The organism is Lysinibacillus fusiformis (assembly GCF_003049525.1).
GTDB classification, from domain to species: Bacteria; Bacillota; Bacilli; order Bacillales_A; family Planococcaceae; genus Lysinibacillus; species Lysinibacillus fusiformis.
Genome location: NZ_PYWL01000007.1, coordinates 90,940 through 105,761 on the forward strand (window position 1 = coordinate 90,940; position 14,822 = coordinate 105,761).

Sequence of the window (14,822 nt, forward strand, 5' to 3'; positions counted from 1 at the left end):
TTATTTAATATTTATTATTGAAGTGATAAGGTTTATATTTTCCAGAATTAAGGAGAATGTTGTAGTTACATATGACAATTTGTTATTCTTAAATTATTAATGAAAGAGGGAGAGAGTTTTATTGCGTACAATAGAGACACAACCTCTGGCTAATTCCTTAATTCAGTCATTGCGTAATATTGGTTATAGACCACAAACTGCAATAGCGGATCTTATAGATAATAGCTTAGATGCAGGGGCAACGGAGATTCGTTTGAATTTTGAATATAATGGAGGTAATGGCATTATATCGATTTGCGATAATGGAAGTGGAATGGATGAAGCATATCTACAAAATGCTATGACTATTGGTTCTAAGGACCCTCGTTTAGCTCGTAAAGAAAAAGAGCTGGGACGTTACGGAATGGGATTAAAAACTGCTTCTTTCTCATTAGGGAAAGTGCTAAGTGTTTTAACAATGAAAAAAGGGAAAGTTTCACAACGTTCTTGGAATTTGGATTATGTTAGTGAAGTGAATGCTTGGAAATTGCATATGCAAGTTCCAGAGGAACTGCAGGGTTTTCAACAGCAATTAAAAGGGAATTCAGGGACAATTGTTATTATTAACGAATTAGACCGTTTTTGTGGATTTGGGGAGAAACAGGTTATTAAACTTGCAAGTTTTAATAGCAAGGTGCGTAAAATTCAACGATATTTAGAGATGGTATACCATGTGTTACTTGAAAATGGACTTGTTATTACAATTAATGATCAAAAATTGAATCCATGGAATCCTTTTTTAGAAGGTAATGAAAGACGTTACGAGGGAGAATCGCAAATAATTAGATATAATGGTAAGCGAATTCGGGTCACGCCTTTTGTTCTACCTCACCCGTCTACTTTTAATAAACAAGATTATGAAAAAGCAGCCGGTACAAAGGGCTGGAGAGATCAACAAGGCTTCTATATTTATCGTGAACAACGCTTAGTGAATTTTGGTGAGTGGTTTAACTTGTTTCCTAAAGATGTAGCATCACAATTAGTACGAATTAAAGTGGAATTTGGAAACGATTCAGATATTGATTGGAAAATTGATATTAAAAAATCTTTTGTAGCTGTTCCAGATGAAATCAAGGATAAACTACGTGAAATTGCAAAATATTATAGACAAATTTCACAAAATATTATGATTCAACGTGATAGTATAGGCAAACAGGGAGAACGAACCAAAGGCTCCTTAAATACATGGGTAATTCGAGATACAGAACATGGAAGTAGATATATGTTAAATCGTACACATCCGATATTAGAAAAGATATTGAATAATCTAGATACTTCTACACGAAAATTATTAAATAGTTATTTGAAGTCTATAGAAATAGGATCTCCTAATAATCTTCTAGATACATCTCAGATGGTTAAAAATGAAGATGAAGCTATTGATGATTCACTTAAAAAGCTTATTATTTCATATGGTGAATTTGCAAAAGAATCATCAAACCCGCCGTTTATAGATCGATTAGCTGAAGCTATTTCAATGACTACTGGTTTTGAGGCAGCTAGTGTAAAAGCTATTAAACAAATACTAATAAAGGAAGTGAATTATTAATGGATCAAGAGAAAATAGATAATTTATTAGGGATTTTTGATGGTTTTATGGGACTGTTTAAAACAATGACTGATACTACAGAAAAAGCATTTGAAAAAGCAATTGAAAGTACTAAACCCGAAGAAAGGTTATCTTCTGAAGAATTGGAACGATTTAGTGCTATGGTTCATCAGCGTTATAAAATTGCAATGCCAGTTTCGGAAAATGAAGTTATTAAGAGAGCCGGATTAGAAGCATGGTTCGATGTTGCGAATCCTCCTATGTATACTTATTATTGGAATCGCTATAAACAATATTTATTAAATCACAAAAAATGGGAGTATGATACAGTAACGTCAATTGATACATCTACAGATGAAATTTTAAGTTTAATTGGTGACCCTAATAAAGTCCAATCTTTTGATGTGCGAGGGCTTGTATTAGGCTATGTTCAATCAGGGAAAACAGCCAATTTTACCGGTTTAATTAATAAGGCTTATGATGTCGGTTATAAAGTAGTGATTGTATTAGCTGGTATGAATAATGATTTACGTGCCCAAACACAGGTAAGATTAGAAGAAGAAGTTGTAGGAATTTTGGATCCTGATACAAAGAAAAAAATAGGGGTTGCAAGTATCCAGGCGGGTGGAATTCAAGTCGAGACTTGGACAACAGCTACAAATGATATTTCTTTAAATAATGCTATTGGTGTGAGAAATCTTGAAAAGCCAATTTTAATTGTAACTAAGAAAAATGGCGATGTATTAGAGGCGCTAGTAGAACAGCTAAAAGCAAGTGTTGAACTTGGACAAACTGATGTACCTGTTCTTGTTATCGATGATGAAGCTGATCAAGCGAGTATTGATACAGCAAATCCAAAGAAAAGTGAAAAACCTAAAACAATTAACCGTTTAATTCGTGATTTATTAAATGTCTTTAATAGAAAGTCTTATGTTGCTTATACAGCAACTCCATTTGCGAATCTATTAATTGATGCATCTGCAAATCATGATGAATTTGGAACGGACTTATATCCAAAAGACTTTATTATAGCTTTGCCTAAACCTAAGGCTTATTGTGGTCCAGAAGAATATTTTAATACAACAGGATTTGAGGAAGATAATAAGGCACCATTAGTACGTAAAATTCGCGATGATGAGGCTAAGTTATTTGATGAAATTAACAAGTCGGATAAGACAGATTTATTTGTAAAAGTACCTAATACTATGAAGGAAGCGATTTTAGCGTTCTTACTTTCAACGTCGATTCGTAATTTAAGAAAACATGAGGGGCAGCATAATTCAATGTTAATTCATGTTTCTAGATATACTGGTATACAATCGAATATGCAAAAAGTAATAAATGCTTTCTACAAAGAGATGGAAGAGGATATTACGATAAATAAAAAAAGCAAATATATAGAACAATTGAAGAAATTGTATTTAGAAGATTATTTAAAAACTCAAGAAAGTTATGCTGAAATTAAAAAAGAGAAAATCGAAATATTCCCCTGGGAAAAAGTGTTAGATGAATTGAAGAACATAGCTGGTAAAGTACAAGTTATGGAGATTAACGGGAAGAGTGAACATGCTTTAGAATATAACAAATACAAGAAGAATGGGCTAAATGTTATTGCTATTGGAGGAGATAAATTATCTCGTGGTCTAACATTAGAGGGGTTAACAGTATCATACTATTACCGCTCTACTTCTATGTATGATACCTTGATGCAGATGGGAAGATGGTTTGGATATCGAGGTGGATACATGGATTTATGTCGTATTTATACAACCGATACCATTGCTTCTTATTTTGATCATTTAGCGGAAGTTATGATTGAGCTTCGAGAAGAATTCTCTAAGTTGGCTAAAAGGAAAGTAACGCCAGAACAGTATGCGGTTAGTATGTTATCACATCCTTTCATGACAATTACAAGTCCAAGTAAGAGACGTAATTTAGAGAGTTCGCCTTACTATAATGGTTCGATTCAGCAAACACGTTCTTTCGAGCTAAATGAAGCATTTTATCGAGATAATATGGAATCTACCAAGAATTTCCTAGAGGCAATAGAGAATCCATTCGAAAGTAAGGGAGGTTCGACAGTTCATCATGTTGTTTATGATGTTAAAAGTAAGCTTGTAATAGATTATTTAAATACGTATCGAACAGCTTATAATGCACGTGTTGTTGATAGTAAGAAGCTAGCTAATCATATTAAAACGGTTAATAAAAAAGGCGATTTTAAGTTGTTTAATGTTGTAGTAATGGACTTTACAAAAAGTACTATTAATAATGTGAAGAATAAGGAAAAAGGGATTGGGAAATATCCAGTAGATTTAGGTGTTATCCAGATTGAGGGTGCTGCTATTCGTGGTACAGGTGTAGGTGCTAAAGTTTCAGATGTTGTTGACATTGGAGCGATTGTATCAGCAAACCAATCTGTTATTGATTTAGAAAAAGAAGATGGCGTAGATAATAAGATGCTACGTAATCAATCAAATCCGTTATTAATTATTTACCCATTACATCCGGATGTTCCAGTATTTAAAGATTTAGATGTACCATTCAACAAAAATTTAGTGCCTATTGGTATTGCATTGGCCTTCCCTCAATTAACAGAAGACCGAACAAATCAAGGACATATTAAACGATATGTTCAAAATAAAACTGTAGGTGTTAAATCATGATTAACATAAATGATGCCTTTAATAATTTACTTGAAAGCATGAAAAGTGGGTATAATCATCAATTACATCAGAGTCAAGTTATTAGTCACAATGACCCATATATTTTAATCGGAATTAATGTGCAAACTTCCGAAAAACAGGTGTTTATTGATGTTACGCAAGAAACATGGCAAGACAAGGATGTAGAGGCTTTTCCAAAATGGAAAGGTCTGAGCATCGAAGTGAAATACTTTGAACAATTAGGCTTTTTTTCGAACAAAAGATTTCTAGTTATTTCTCAAAAAGTAGAAAATAGCGAAGGGATTTTCGAAGCAGTACTTCAAAATCTCGTGGAAAATGTGGAAACGAATGAAGGTATAAGTTTATTTAACTTAATTTATAGAATTTTAGATCGTTGGAATCAATTTTTCACGAAAGATCGGAAAGCTAAATTAAATCGTGAACAACAAATAGGGTTATTCGGAGAGTTATCATATATTAATGAAGCGATAAAAAGGTATCCATTAGCAGTTAGTCGAATTGTTGATTCTTGGAAAGGACCCAAGGGGAATCGCTTGGATTTCATGATGGGTTCTTATGGTATTGAGGTAAAAACAAACTCTTTGAAATTACGAAGTAACGAAGTGAAAATTTCTAATGAAAAACAATTAGAGTTGAATGAATTGATTAGAACTATCTATTTATATGTTATAGAAATAGAAGAAAATGATACGAACGGATTAACAATAAATGACTTGATTGAGGAAATTAGACAAAATCTAAATGAACTAAATAGCGCTAGTTTAACGAATTTTAATAATATGTTAATAGAATTGGGTATTGTAGAAACTATTTATGATGATAAGCATTTCGTGATAAATGGTGAGGCGGTCTATTCAGTCAAAGAAAATTTTCCATGTATAACATCAAATATGTTGCCAGCAGGTGTAACGAACGTTTCTTATACATTGAATTTAAGTTTATGCGAATCCTTTAAAGTTAGTAGTAATGAGTTATATAGTGTAAATAAAGAAGGTTGATTAAATGCAGGAACGCAAACAAAAACTAGAGTTTTATAAAGAATTTATTGAAAAAATAGAGAGTAAAGACTTAGAAATGGGTGGGCGTGAAGTACCATTTATGCAAGAGTTTTTTCACTTTATGGAATTATCTGATGAACCTAATATAGTACAATGCCGTAAAAGTGAACAGAAAATTAAGGTTAATGCTTATGCTTTTAGCGAAGACTATACGGAGTTGAATTTATATATAGCAGAATATGATATTGATTATGATGACTTTATATTACCGGAAATTAATAAAACTGGTATAGATGAATTAGCTAAGCAAGCAAAGCGTTTTTTTACAAATGCTCAATTTATATTGGAAAATTCAGATAGATCTTTAGAGTATTACGATTTGGCAAAAACTATATTGGAAAAGAAAAAAGAAATAGATGAAGTAAATATATTTGTGATTACAAATACATTTTATTTATCTAACAAGCCAATTGAGATGAAGATACCTGGAGTTGAGACTGTCAATATACATGTATGGGACATGGATCGTATTTATCGATTATCAGAGGCTGAGCAAGGTATTCGCGATTTTGATATTAACTTTACGGAAGTGTATGATGGAACGTTACAAATGTTGAAAGTACCGTCAGGCGAGGAATTAAATGAGAATTATTTAATGGAATGTTATTTAGGGTATATTCCTGCCAAATTGTTAGCGCAGCTTTATGATGAGTGGGGACCGAAGTTGGTTGAACGTAATGTACGTTCATTCCTACAAGCTCGTGGAGGAACTAATAAAGGTATTCGTGATACCTTGAAAAATCCTAATCAAAGAGGTATCTTTATTGCCTATAATAATGGAATTTCAAGTGTTGCGAAAGATGGTATTATAGAAAAAATCGGTAACTCTAATCTATATGAAATTAAGAATCTAACGAGTTGGCAAATTGTTAATGGGGGTCAAACTACGGCGTCTATCCATCAAGCTTATAAGAATGGTGAAGACTTATCGGATGTATATGTACAAGCTAAATTGACGATTATCAAAGTTGATGCAGAAGAAGAGCAAGATAAATATGCTTTAGAGGATGAGTTAGTCTCTAAAATCTCTGAATATGCTAATACACAAAATAAAATTAATAAATCAGATTTATTGGCGAATACTCGCTTTATGTCTGATATTGAAAAATTATCCCGTAGTACGTGGATTCCAGCCCAACATAATCGTAAATCCGAGGCAAAATGGTATTTTGAACGCGCTCGCGGTCAGTATATGGTCGATATTGGGCGTCGTAAAAAAGGAAAAGAACAAAATGATTTTAAAAAAATGTACCCCCAAGAAAAAGTATTAACTAAAGTTGAATTAGCAAAATATTATATGTCTTGGGAAGGATACCCTCATATTTCAAGTAAGGGGGGAGAAGAAGCTTTTAAACGTTTCATGGCTTTGAATAGTGCTTATTGGAAATACGATACTGATAGTGATGGTATGCCTCTTATTAATAGTATTGATCAAAACTATTATAAATTATTAATTGCTCGTTGTATTGTAAACAATTATGTAGCTGATATTGTGGGGAAATTGGGCTTAAAAGGATATCGGGCAAATGTTGTTTATTATACCGTTGCAATGTTTAATTATCTATATGGAGAACAACTTGATTTGGAAGATGTATGGATAAGGCAGCAAGGACTAGGGGATTGGGAAGAACCAATCAATATAATTGCTAATCGTTTTATTAAGTACTTAAGAGAATCAGCTGGAGAACGTAATGTCACACAATGGGCAAAATCCGAAGAGTGTTGGGAAGGATTTAAAAAAGAATGTGCCAAGGTTTTGAGTGATTTAATTTAAATGACAATATAGTAAACGGTTATATCTATTGTAAATGTAATAGATATAACCGTTTTTTGATATAGTATTATTTTAATTGGGAGTTAAATTAATTTTCAATGATTATTTCACAGCCTAAAGATTCTAGATAATTCATATGTGATTCACTACCTATTGAATAGCAATAGTTAGAGACTGCAACAATCAGTGAACTACCGGCTTCATCGTAAACGACATCATCTGTCCCCAATGTTTTAATTATAATTAAGTCTGAATCTGTTAAATATTCATTTGAATTTTCATCCCAAGTACAAATTAATCCCCCATACACATCAATATTAAGATCAGGAATTCTTACAAATACTGATTCAATTAGTATTTGCATGTTCTCATTTTCTTGTAGGATCTTAGTACCTCTATCATCAATATCCCAAAGATGGTCTTCGCAATTAGATAAAGTTAAGTCTGCGGCGAAATCTAGTAAATACAGTCCTTCATGAATTTTTGTTAATCGTACAGAATCTCTACCGTATCTTATTAAATCCCTAGTTTCTACAAAGGCTCCCGAGGTTACACCTATTCTTTTCCTAATATAGGAACCTAAAATGCTATTGTTATCGCAAGTTTCAATAGCTTTTCTTTCTTCTTGTGCGACTTTACATACAAACATTTCACGATCGTCGGTTATAACAAGCAATTTTTCACGCCTTTGAGGAAGAAAATGAGGGCGTTCACGATGTACTTGCTTAGAAATAGATAGATAGGCTTCGTTCCCTGTACGTGTTGGTTGTCTCAAACCATTTCGACCATTGTGTCCCCAGTTAATTCCTGATTTAGGTGGTGTTTCACCTCCCCTAATTGTTAGAGGAATATTAATAGATTCATAATAGCTTTCTAACTCATCATTTTCAGTTAATCTAAAAAAATCTAAATGTTCATCTTCGAATGAAACTTCTAATTCATTTTCTTTGTCGTGGTGAATTACAACCTTGTCAGAAACGTTTGTGCTTGTGCAATTGATCAAATTTAAATGATTAAACAGGTGTTCTACATTCCCATCATGCTCTACCAGTATCTCATTTCTATGGTAGAAACCATTTAAAGTAAAAGTTGCAGAACCTACAAATATTTTTTGATCTAATCCTAAAATCAATGGATTTTCCCAATAATACACATTGCCGTGTTGTCCAGGCTTAGCGATTTGATAGTATACATCTAATCGATTACCATATCTCCTTACTAAGTGTTGGAATGCTAGATGTGTAAACTCTGAAATTCCATCTTGAGAAACCATTCCAACAAAAATTTTTAAATTTAATTCAGGAAATTCATCTAATATTTTTGTAACTAGAATAGGGCTAACATAACCAGATAAAATTTTAAGGTCTCTATATCCGGAATTATATATATCCTTAATAATATGTTGTTCGAAATTTTGAGTAATAAACATGAGAACGTCACCTCCAAATCTAATTTTACAAGTGAAATACATAATATGCAAAAAAAGTATCTATTGAGATGTTGATTCTATGATAGTTTAAATAATTTTTCATTTATTCGATTACACTTAATTTCAATTGAATCTGGTCCCTTTGAAAAATTGCATCTGAATTTCAGGAAGCTTTAAGACCATTATGTAGATCTAATCGCTCCTGTTTGCTACAAGCTGATTTAGGCTTAATATTACTTACTCGTGTATAAGTGGAATCCAACCATAATATCCAAAGTATTTATACTTATTCAGAAGCAGTTTATCACTTACGTTGTTTAATTTCTTTTACAATTTACAAGGATGAACATGTTCATTCAATATTCTTCATTAAAGATTAGATATTATTGAAAAATAGTTGTTGTTTTTCAGCATTAATATCATTTTTAGCTACTTTTTTAGCTTTCTCTTTTTGGAGGAATTCTAATTGGAATTTCTTTGTTGGTTCCACAAATTCATATGGGATTTTTGCAAATGATTTTAAAATCGCTTCAAAAACAATTTGAGCGCCTGCTGGTGGGACGGCCATACCTATTTGCTTACGTGCAGCTTCTTTGCTTCCTGTGAAGATGAAATCGTCAGGGAATGTTTGTAAGCGCGCACGTTCGCGGTTTGTTAAAGCGCGTGCTTTTTCCCAATGATACATATGTGTACCACCACCACCACTACCTGTTACGGTATAAGCTGGACGTGTTGGATCGAGGCGTTTATAGATTGAGCTTAAACGTGCCCCTTTAACATTTAACTGTAATTCTTCGGGTATGCCAAAGTACCAAGCATTTTCACCTGGAGGAATATAGCTTAACATTTCTTGAACTTTCGCTGTATGGCGAGGCATATCATGATTTGGTGCATTTTCAGGAATTGATGGATGTTCGATCGCTTCTTTACAAGTTTTGTAATCAGCTGAATTTGGTGTTGTTGGTGCAGGTACTTTAAATTCAATGCCTTCATCAGCAAGATCTTTACGAATTCCTACGATAATGATACGGTGGCGAGCTTGAGGAACGCCATATTCTTCAAATTTATATAAGTGGGGTGTTACCACATATTCAACGTCACCGGGAGCTTCTAACTCTTTTAAAATCTTAATAAAGGCACGGCCTTCGTTTGCACTTTGTAGGCCGCCAACATTTTCAGCTACAAAGAATTTTGGTTTGTGGGTGTTTAAAACTTTTACACCGTAGCTATAAAGAGGTCCAAATGAGCCTCCTAATCCTTTTTTTTCACCTACTTGACTGTAATCATTGCAGGGAAAACCAAATGCAAAGCACTGGATTTCTGGTAATTCACTTATTTTTAATTTCTCTACTGGGCCACAAATAACACTAGGATCATTTTCATCACCACAGATATTAAGTGCATATGTGCGGCAAGCATTTTGATCGAAGTCATTTGACCAAGTATGTTCAATACGGAATTCTTCTTGTGTTTCTGGATGGATAACGACTGTGTTCTTAGCTGCTAAACTAAGACCACCTGGGCCGTTAAATAATTCGCCTTTTTTAAAAATCACTTTTTTCATCTCCTACTTAAAGAACTGATGTATAAAAAGAACACAAGTTCTTGCATATATATATGCTATAATCTATCTTACTACTTTTTTGAGTGAAATGCTGCTAAAAAGTTTAAAATTAAAGAAACTCTATTAAAATAATGATGAGGTGTCCAATGTTACAAATTTATTTATTATATTTTAATATTGAATTTATGAAAATCCAAGCAGAAGTCTTACAGTTACGTAATGAAACAGCTGAAGTACTTGATCAGGAGCTACAAAAAGTGTTACAGGCAGAGGGTTATGATTTTTACGATTATAGTGATGAAATTACTATCCTAGTAGATGATCGAGGTTTTAAAAAAACATTGAATCCGGTGTTTGAACTTGTTAGTACTTTTGGAGATCGAAGTCATTTAGCTGGCCGTTTAGTATTTGTACGCAACGTAGAAAATGAATATAGTACGGATATTGGTAGTATTAAGTACGAGGATATTTTTAATTTACGTATAAACTTAGATATTAATTTAGTTGGTATGACGTAAGAATAGCAAACGTAGTTAAGGTATAGGTAAAAGTGAACGTAAAATGAGTACTAAATCAAAGAAAACACTCTTATAACTTTCAAAGTTATAAGAGTCATAGTAAGATGAAGGTTATTATGCTGAAGGAGATTATATGAAAGTAGTAACAGGAGTATTTATATTAGCAATAATAGTTCTGCTAATTTATTTATATAAGAAAAAGATTTGGGTATTGTTAACTTCTTTGGCGTCATTTTTGATAGGGGTATTGATTTGTTGGTTTTTTATTGCAGATTTCAACTTTAGTACTGACTATGAATATTACAGAACTGTAGTTCCTTTGGGGGCACTTATTGTTACTACAGCCTCTTTAATATTAACTGCCAATACTACTAAAAAAAACTCAGAAATTACTAGAGATACAAGAGCAGAAACTACATTTATGAATATGATTAAATTAAATAATGACATTCTTAAAGAGGTTGACGAGAAACTGTTTTCCGAGGTTTTAAATGATATTAAAGAAGAGTTTTTTAAATATACCTTTATGTTGAATAGGGGCGCCAAATTTATCAATGAATATTTTGATGAACATGGAGAAATTCTAATTAGAGAATTAGAATCTATAGATATTTCAAAGTATGATAATGGAAATTTAAATCAAATTGCAGGGTTTAGAAAGCAATATATTGATATTATAAAAAAAAGGCCAAGAAGAGAAGTACATAAACTTTGGTTTACTTTAAATGAATCAATAGAGGATTATAAAGTTGAACTTAGTCCAAAAAATAAAGAGAATGTATTTAAGGATCCATTTACTAAAATTTTAATGGAACACACTAGCTTTTATTCTGAAATGGAGTACAAATATAAATTTGATAAAAGAGTATTAAGTGCTCCTGTGTCATACAAAGAAATGGTGATATCTTGCAATAGTGTTTTTAATAAATATTATGGAGAGTTAGGGCATTTATTTAGAAATACCCATAGAATAATAAAAATATTAAACACGGAACCTTTAGATGATATAAAATATTCTCAATTCATAGGTATTTTAAGGGCTCAAATGTCTGAAGAAGTACTTTTAATTTTATACTATAATGCGACGTATACAGATAGAGGGATAGGTTTAGGTAGAGAATTATTAGGAAGTGGATTTTTTGGAAATGAGGAAGATTTCCCTTTCTATGTTAATAAAAATGATTATAGAGCTTTAAAAAATTATAAGGAACCTCAACATTTTAGACTTAACAGGTTGATACTCCCTTCGATGGATTGTGAAATTATGTCTAAACTATATTCTAAATATTTGTTAAAAAAGACCAATAAAGATCGAAAAAAATTAACGAATGAAGATTTATTTAAGAAATTTGAAGCTACTTTTAATAGTAATCAATCAAATAATTTTGCAAAGAGTATTTTAAAACGAAGATATTTAAAATATAAAGGAAACTCAAAATCCGATGAGGTATAAAAATTAAATCTGCTACAAGAATGTTATTTTTTATATTACGTAGTCAAAAACGTAGTAAAAAATTCACTTGTCCCGCAATAATAGATGCAATAATATTTTAAAACAGCTGCCTCGACTCCCATCGTCTCCAAACATGGAATTTAATAATTGATACTCTATAGCAGGTAACCATATATTTTTGAGGATCTTGGCGTCCATAAAGAAACTACCATTCCGGAAAATTGGAATGGTGGTTTGCTATTCTTATGATGGGACAGCTCGCTTGACACGTATCTATCAATAGTTAATTCCATGTGATCCATTAAAGCTTTTTAGTGAAACAGAAGATTGTCTAATTCTATTGGCAAAATATTATTTAACTTTAATAGGTTTAACTACTTTGTATATTATTCCGTCTTCTAAGCACTGAAAAGTTGGTTTTTCTTCATTTAATATACCAATATAAACTTGATTTAATAAATAGAAATAAAGTTCCGTACCGAAGTTTTTGAAATATCCTTCTAGTTTAGAATAGGCATTCTCATATTCATTGTATTTCCATATAGGTACACTTTTTGATTTAATTATATCTTTGAGTGTATAAAAATCTATAATTGGAATCTGATATTTTTTATCTTCCAATGTAAATTTAAATTCTTGATAACCGTTAAAAACATTATGGTTTAATAGAATAAAAGGAGCAATTATCTTTTTAGAAACATCAATGCCAGTTTTTTGTTTAATAAGTTTTTGGGCCTTTTTATTATATAAAATTTTTTCAGTTCTTAATTCCAATTGTTTAAATGCTGTATATAATTCGTCTTGTAAATAATTGTATGACTCCATAAAATTCCCAGGCTTTATATTAGCTTTTGCATCAAAAAGGAAAAGGTGATCTTCTATAACAAACATCCCATCAATTTCTGGTAAATTATTATCTTCATCTCTATCCAGCTTACTAAATTGTATATTTTCATTTTTAAAGAACGTTTCTATAGTATTTTCAAAGAAATGCCCTTTATTCGTTTTATCAACTGATTGAAGCTTAATGCTATCACTGGATAAGATTTTATTTATAACTGCTTCGGGTGTTAAAGACATTATCCAACTTGGTAATATGTAATATATTTTTCCAATTCTTATCAATGGTTTATAGTTTATTATATGTGTTCCAATCTCTTTATCATTTAAGTCATAAGATAGGAGTTGTAACAAAGCGATTTTTTCCAATTCTACTCCTATATGTCTTACTAATTTTTTTTCACCATATATTTTTATATAACTTTTTTTATTTTGATAATAATATGAATTTTCCTCGGTTTCTTTCGCTAACTGATATATAGACGAATAAACTGTTAACAAATCTTCTATTAAGTATTCTACACTACTCTCATTAAGTCTAAAGGTTCTTCTTTTATCCCCGTATATCTGAATTAGAAAACTATAAGAAGAGCTAGTATTGTATTCAGAAATCCACTCATTTCCTTTATCAAAGTCAAATTTTAGAATTTTCCCATCAGCATATGAAGACATAAATTGTTTTTTTATCATTAAATTTTTTTTTTCTTTAGTATCTATATTATTTTCACTTTGAGAGTAATAGTTAAGATCTCTATATTTTTCTAACTTCGTCCAATAAGCTAAATTTTGCTCAGTAAAAAATACCGTTCTGGAAGTCGTATCTCCAGGTAATTTATAATTTTCTTCTTTAATAGCTTTAATATGCTCTGCTGAAAATTGAAGAAAAAAGGACCTTATTATTGATTTAAAGCCTACGGCTTCAAATATCTCTTTAGACTCTTGTTTAACATCACTTGGTTCTTTCATCGATAATTTCAAATTATTTATTCTTATTGTATTTAAAATTTCAGGAAAACTATCCAAAACATGATTAAGCTGTGAATTCAATATTTTTTTTGGATATTCCTTATTATCTAGACTTAATCCTTCTTTAATCATCTTATATTTAATATATTCTAGGTAATTAAATAAATCTTCTACTTCTATTTTCTTTTGGCATTCAAGAAAGATATTTCTGATCGTATTATCATGGATATCCATCTTTTCTTTTAAATAGATAATAAACTCAAGATCTTTAACTGTATCTAAATATTTTTTTGAATGTAACTCGCTTAATAATTCTTTTAATTTCGTTTGATCTAGTCCCATAGAAATTCCGCTGTGTAGAAATAATTTGTGGAACTTTTCAGGATCTAATTTATATCCAGCTTTAAGAAATTCAATCTCCCTTCCTTTTTTTGATTTTTTGTAATTCTTTTCAAAAGCAACTATTTCGCTTTTTACAATAGGTTTCATTTGTTATCCTCTTTTCAAAATAGAACAATTTTTTCTTAAACGACCACTTGCTAAAGCAGTTAAGTTTTGACATGAATGTTTGATGACCTTCCTTTTAGGTAGTACATAATTTTTCTTTGTTCCAAACTTAGTGGGCGTAGTACTAATAAGTGAATATAATCTTTCTTTTCACTATTTACATAATTGCTATTCCCAGTACTTCAAAATCCTGTCTTATAAATCTACTCGCTATTCTGCTGTTAATATAGCGCCACATAATATTATAGATTAACTATGTTTTTGTATTTTAACAACATCCTAATAGAAAAAGGCCAATAAAGAATTTCCTCAAATAAAGCATCCATAAGCTTTTAGCTCCCGACCATGGCATGAAAATAGAGTATTTACACAGAAAAAAATTTGCCCCCGCAACACTAATTTAGTGAAATGGCATTTAATTTGGCATTTAGTAATTAT

General features: G+C 31.3%; 9 protein-coding genes. 6 read left to right on the plus strand and 3 right to left on the minus strand.

Annotated elements, in window-relative coordinates; translation table 11 throughout:
- The first annotated feature begins 121 nt into the window (after positions 1 to 121).
- From C9J29_RS16100 to C9J29_RS16115, 4 genes are read left to right on the plus strand one after another with little or no spacing between them, the layout of a single operon-like run.
- Complete coding sequence (locus tag C9J29_RS16100; RefSeq protein ID WP_107922434.1) at positions 122 to 1,588, plus strand: ATP-binding protein; 1,467 nt, start codon at positions 122 to 124, stop codon at positions 1,586 to 1,588.
- Positions 1,588 to 4,254 carry a Z1 domain-containing protein gene (locus C9J29_RS16105; RefSeq protein ID WP_107922435.1) on the plus strand — a complete coding sequence of 889 codons (2,667 nt, stop codon included), beginning with the start codon at positions 1,588 to 1,590 and terminating at the stop codon, positions 4,252 to 4,254. Before C9J29_RS16100 ends, C9J29_RS16105 begins: the two co-directional genes overlap by 1 nt.
- Positions 4,251 to 5,273 carry a PD-(D/E)XK motif protein gene (locus C9J29_RS16110; RefSeq protein ID WP_107922436.1) on the plus strand — a complete coding sequence of 341 codons (1,023 nt, stop codon included), beginning with the start codon at positions 4,251 to 4,253 and terminating at the stop codon, positions 5,271 to 5,273. The genes C9J29_RS16105 and C9J29_RS16110 overlap by 4 nt, the downstream gene beginning before the upstream one ends.
- A gap of 4 nt (positions 5,274 to 5,277) precedes the next feature.
- Positions 5,278 to 7,107 carry an AIPR family protein gene (locus tag C9J29_RS16115; protein WP_107922437.1) on the plus strand — a complete coding sequence of 610 codons (1,830 nt, stop codon included), beginning with the start codon at positions 5,278 to 5,280 and terminating at the stop codon, positions 7,105 to 7,107.
- Between the two features lie 88 nt (positions 7,108 to 7,195).
- Here the strand turns inward: C9J29_RS16115 and C9J29_RS16120 are convergent, their stop codons facing one another.
- Together C9J29_RS16120 and C9J29_RS16125 are read right to left on the minus strand one after the other, a co-directional pair.
- Positions 7,196 to 8,536, minus strand: coding sequence for a restriction endonuclease PLD domain-containing protein (locus C9J29_RS16120; RefSeq protein WP_164908737.1), 1,341 nt, complete (start codon positions 8,534 to 8,536; stop codon positions 7,196 to 7,198).
- A 376-nt stretch (positions 8,537 to 8,912) separates the two neighbouring features.
- The gene (locus C9J29_RS16125) at positions 8,913 to 10,091 is read right to left on the minus strand and encodes a DNA cytosine methyltransferase (RefSeq protein WP_107922439.1); all 1,179 of its coding nucleotides are present in this window, start codon (positions 10,089 to 10,091) and stop codon (positions 8,913 to 8,915) included.
- A 155-nt stretch (positions 10,092 to 10,246) separates the two neighbouring features.
- Here C9J29_RS16125 and C9J29_RS16130 point away from each other — a divergent pair, with 155 nt between their 5' ends.
- Positions 10,247 to 10,618: a hypothetical protein gene (locus C9J29_RS16130; protein WP_107922440.1), complete on the plus strand. Its 372-nt coding sequence runs from the start codon at positions 10,247 to 10,249 to the stop codon at positions 10,616 to 10,618.
- A 133-nt stretch (positions 10,619 to 10,751) separates the two neighbouring features.
- A complete protein-coding gene (locus tag C9J29_RS16135) occupies positions 10,752 to 12,071 on the plus strand; it encodes a putative phage abortive infection protein (RefSeq protein ID WP_107922441.1) in 1,320 nt (439 codons plus the stop codon).
- Between the two features lie 351 nt (positions 12,072 to 12,422).
- Here the strand turns inward: C9J29_RS16135 and C9J29_RS16140 are convergent, their stop codons facing one another.
- Positions 12,423 to 14,366, minus strand: coding sequence for a hypothetical protein (locus C9J29_RS16140; RefSeq protein WP_107922442.1), 1,944 nt, complete (start codon positions 14,364 to 14,366; stop codon positions 12,423 to 12,425).
- Between the last annotated feature and the right edge of the window lie 456 nt (positions 14,367 to 14,822).